Genomic DNA, 3,417 nt, shown 5'->3' with positions numbered 1-3,417 from the left:
CCGGCCTTGAGCCGGGGTCCCGCTTCTTCTTCAACGTCGGCAGGCAGCGGGACCCCGGCTCAAGGCCGGGGTGACGTGAGTTTAACGTCAACAGGACAGCCCCTGAATCACCTTCGGCCAGCCCGGCACGGCGATCAGCTCTTGCAGTCGCGCCCCTTGCGATCGATGCAGTCCAGCGCCGGCAACCCGAGGTTGGGCAGGCCCGAGGAGCCGGTGATCAGCCCGGCATCGTTGATCGGGATCAGGCTGTTGCGGAATTCGCGCATCCGGACCGTCGCCAGCGTCGTGAGCTTGCCCGCCGGCGTATCCTGCGCATCGCGACCGATCGTCGCCGCGGTCTCGCAGAAGGTGAGCTGCGCGTTCAGCGTCGAGAAGCCGTTATAGGTGCGCGTGGTATATTGATCGAGCTTGGTCTGCCACGTCTTGCCGCCGGTGCGCTTGAAATAGGCCGAGAGCGTCGCATAGGCCACCTGTAGCTCGGCGCTGTGCTGGCGAAGGATGGCGTTGTAATTCTCGACCACGCGCAGCCCCGGCGCGAACTGGCATTGCAGCGCCGCGACGTTCAGCCCGGCGCGCATCGCCCAGAGCAGATTGGCCTTGATCTCCTTGGGGTTGGCCCCCGCGAGCGGCGCCGTGAGGCCCGGCTCGTCACCGTTGACGGGCTGGCCCTTGAGCGCGGGCTGCGCCCAGAAGAGATAGGCCTCGGCGGGCGCCGCCGCCGTGACGGCCAGCAGCGCGCAGGCGGAGAGCCCCGCGAAAATCCGACGCAAAGCATACCCCATTTTTCGTCCCTCTCTTGGCCGTGCAGAAAGCATGATCCGCGCGGCATGCGCAAGAGTCTCGCGTGCATCGAGCGGCGGGCGGCGGCGAAGCGGGCGCCCCCGTCGGCGGAACGAATCCGCCAAAAGCGAAAGGCCGCCCGGTTTCCCGGACGGCCCCCCGAAAGATGAAAGCGATGAGGCGCTTACATCATGTTGGACGAATTGCTGCCCATCATGCTGTTGTCGCTCATGTTGCTCTCGGAAGCGGACATGTCGTTCATGCTGCCCTCGGTGGGCGCCATCGCGTTCATGTCGGTCATCGAGGTATTCTCGGTGACGTTGGTATTCTCGGTCTTGCCGCATGCCGAAACGGCGAGCGCGGCGCCGGCGATCATGGCGACAGCCGTGGTCTTCTTGATGAAATTCCGCATTGGTCGACTCCCTAGTGCGATTTGGACCGGGCTTGGCTGCCATTTCCGAAATCGCCGTTCAGTTTAGCAGAATGATTCCCCGCCTCAAGAGTCTACCGCATTTGCAGCAAGTATATTAAGAAAACGCGGGAATTCAGCCGCTAGCGCCTCGTCCAGGCGCGCCATCAAGGCCTCGAAGCCGAGCGCGGCGATGCTCGTCACCGGAAATTCGGGCAATCCGCATGGCACGATCGCACCGAAATGATCGAGCGCAGGCGCGACGTTGAGCGCGAAACCGTGGAAACTCACCCAGCGCCGCACGCGGATGCCGATCGCGCCGATCTTGGCTTCACGGCCGGCGGCGTCGGTCACCCAGATGCCGATCCGGCCCTCGGCGGTGTAGGCCGCGATGCCCAGCCGCGCGAGCGCCGCGATCAGCCACCCCTCCAGCGTCTCGACGAAGCGGCGGATGTCCCGGCCCCGCCGATCGAGATCGAGCAGCACATAGCCGACGCGCTGCCCCGGCCCGTGATAGGTATGCCTGCCGCCCCGCCCGCTGCGATGGACGGGGAAACGATCGGGAAGGATCAGCTCCTCGGGCGCGGCGCTGGTGCCCGCGGTGATCAGCGGCGGATGTTCGACCAGCCAGATCAGCTCGGGCGCCGTGCCGGCCCGGATCGCGGCGGCGCGCGTCTCCATCCGTTCGACCGCGAAAGCATAATCGGTGAGGCCGGGGCTGATCCGCCATTCGACCGTGGCGATCCCGGCCGGAGCGGTATCGGGCGTGGACATATCCGGGGCGTTCGCCATGATCCCGCTTTGCGGGGCGGTGCGCGCGCTTGCAAGCGGCCGCGTCTCCGGTCAGGGCAGGCGTAGCGTTGCGGCGCGCGATGGACGGAGAGGCGAGTGGCGGGGCAGGGTGCGCGCAAAATATCTATCGAGCGCGCGCTCCGCTCGGCGCGCGCGTTCGCGGTCGCCGAATGGCGGCTGGCGTTGCCCGTGGCGCTCGCCTTCCTGGGGCTGCCGCAGCTCATCGCCGGACTGCTGCTCACCAGCCGGGTGCGCGTGATGCCGCAGACGGTGGCCGATCTGCAGAGCTTCAGCCTGGACCTGCCCTGGTGGTGGACGCCGATCCTGCTGCTGATGCTGCTGGTCTCGGCGGTGGGCGCGCTGGCGCTGATGGGGCTGGCGCTGGTGCCGCGGATCAGCGTGCGCGAGGCGCTGGTGCTGGCTTTCCGGCGTTTTCCTCATTGGCTGGGTGCCGCGATCCTGCTGTTCACGGGCGTGTTCCTCGCGCTGATCCTGGTGATGATCGTGATCGGGCTGGCGCGGGGCGGCGAGCTGCTGGCGGTGGCCTTCACCTTTCTGGCGATGCTCGGCGGGCTGCTGTTCGCGGTGCTGCTGTTGCCGATCGCGGCGGATGGACGGCTCGGGCCGGTCGCGCTGTTGCGCGCGGGCGCCAAGCGCTATCGCGGATCGTGGGGCCGGATCGCCGGCGGGATGCTGCTGTATCTGGCGACCGCGTGGATCGCGATGATGGCGCTCCAGGTCTCGCTGGGATCGCTGCTGCTGCTCGCCGGGCGGCTGCTGGCCTCGCCGCAGACCGGCGCGATCCTCGCGACGGTGCTCGCCAGCCTGATTTCGGCGCTGGCCTGGTCGGGCTTCTATCTGATGATCGCGGGCATCTACCGGCAGACGTCCGAGACTTAGGCTGTCCTGTTCAAGCTGAACGTCACCCCGGCCTTGAGCCGGGGTGACGGTCGAACGTCGACGGGACAACTCTACAGCATCGGGATCTGCGGGGCGCAATCCTCGGGCAGCACGCCCAGCGTGCGCGGATCGGCGAAGCGCTCGATCGCGCGGGCAAAGGGCACGAAGCCCGCGCGGCGATAGGCGGCGAGTGCCGCGGGATGATCGAGCGTGCAGGTGTGGACCCAGACGCGCGTGACGGTCTTGCGCCAGGCGCGCGCCAGCGCTTCGGCGAGCAGCCAGCGGCCGTGGCCCCTGGCCGTTAGTTCGCGCACCAGCCCGACGAACGCCAGCTCGCAGGCCTCGGGTGCGCGGAAATCGAGCTCGAGCAGGCCGATCTCGATCCCGGCGCGATCGACGACCGCATAGATCTCGACCGCCGGATCGGCGATGATCGCCAGCAGCGCCTCGTCGTCGAGCAGCAGCCGCGAGAACCACAGCCAGCGTTCGCCGACCCTACGGAACAGCGCGCGATAGGCCGCGCAGGTCGGCGCGGG

The 3,417-nt window shown here is 67.9% G+C and carries 5 protein-coding genes; 1 reads left to right on the top strand and 4 read right to left on the bottom strand.

Annotation, left to right across the window (positions count from 1 at the left end; all coding sequences use genetic code 11):
• Nucleotides 1–134: 134 nt before the first annotated feature.
• From HUU94_RS04900 to lipB, 3 genes are all read right to left on the bottom strand, one after another.
• Nucleotides 135–770: a hypothetical protein gene (locus tag HUU94_RS04900; protein ID WP_174273983.1), complete on the bottom strand. Its 636-nt coding sequence runs from the start codon at nt 768–770 to the stop codon at nt 135–137.
• 194 nt (nt 771–964) lie between these two features.
• Complete coding sequence (locus HUU94_RS04895) at nt 965–1,192, bottom strand: hypothetical protein (RefSeq protein WP_174273982.1); 228 nt, start codon at nt 1,190–1,192, stop codon at nt 965–967.
• A gap of 84 nt (nt 1,193–1,276) precedes the next feature.
• Entirely contained in the window at nt 1,277–1,981 is a 705-nt protein-coding gene (lipB, locus tag HUU94_RS04890) for a lipoyl(octanoyl) transferase LipB (RefSeq protein WP_174273981.1), read from the bottom strand.
• A gap of 96 nt (nt 1,982–2,077) precedes the next feature.
• Between lipB and HUU94_RS04885 the strand changes: the two genes are divergently transcribed.
• On the top strand, nt 2,078–2,881 hold the full coding sequence (locus tag HUU94_RS04885) for a hypothetical protein (RefSeq protein WP_174273980.1): 804 nt from the start codon (nt 2,078–2,080) through the stop codon (nt 2,879–2,881).
• Nucleotides 2,882–2,952: 71 nt separating this feature from the next.
• Here HUU94_RS04885 and HUU94_RS04880 read toward each other — a convergent pair.
• On the bottom strand, nt 2,953–3,417 hold a 465-nt coding region (locus HUU94_RS04880; protein WP_174273979.1), incomplete at its 5' end, for a GNAT family N-acetyltransferase.

Source organism: Sphingomonas bacterium, from assembly GCF_903644055.1.
Lineage (GTDB): Bacteria > Pseudomonadota > Alphaproteobacteria > Sphingomonadales > Sphingomonadaceae > Sphingomonas_I.
Note: the sequence above shows the minus strand (reverse complement) of the source record. Positions and strands in the feature narration are given on the sequence as shown.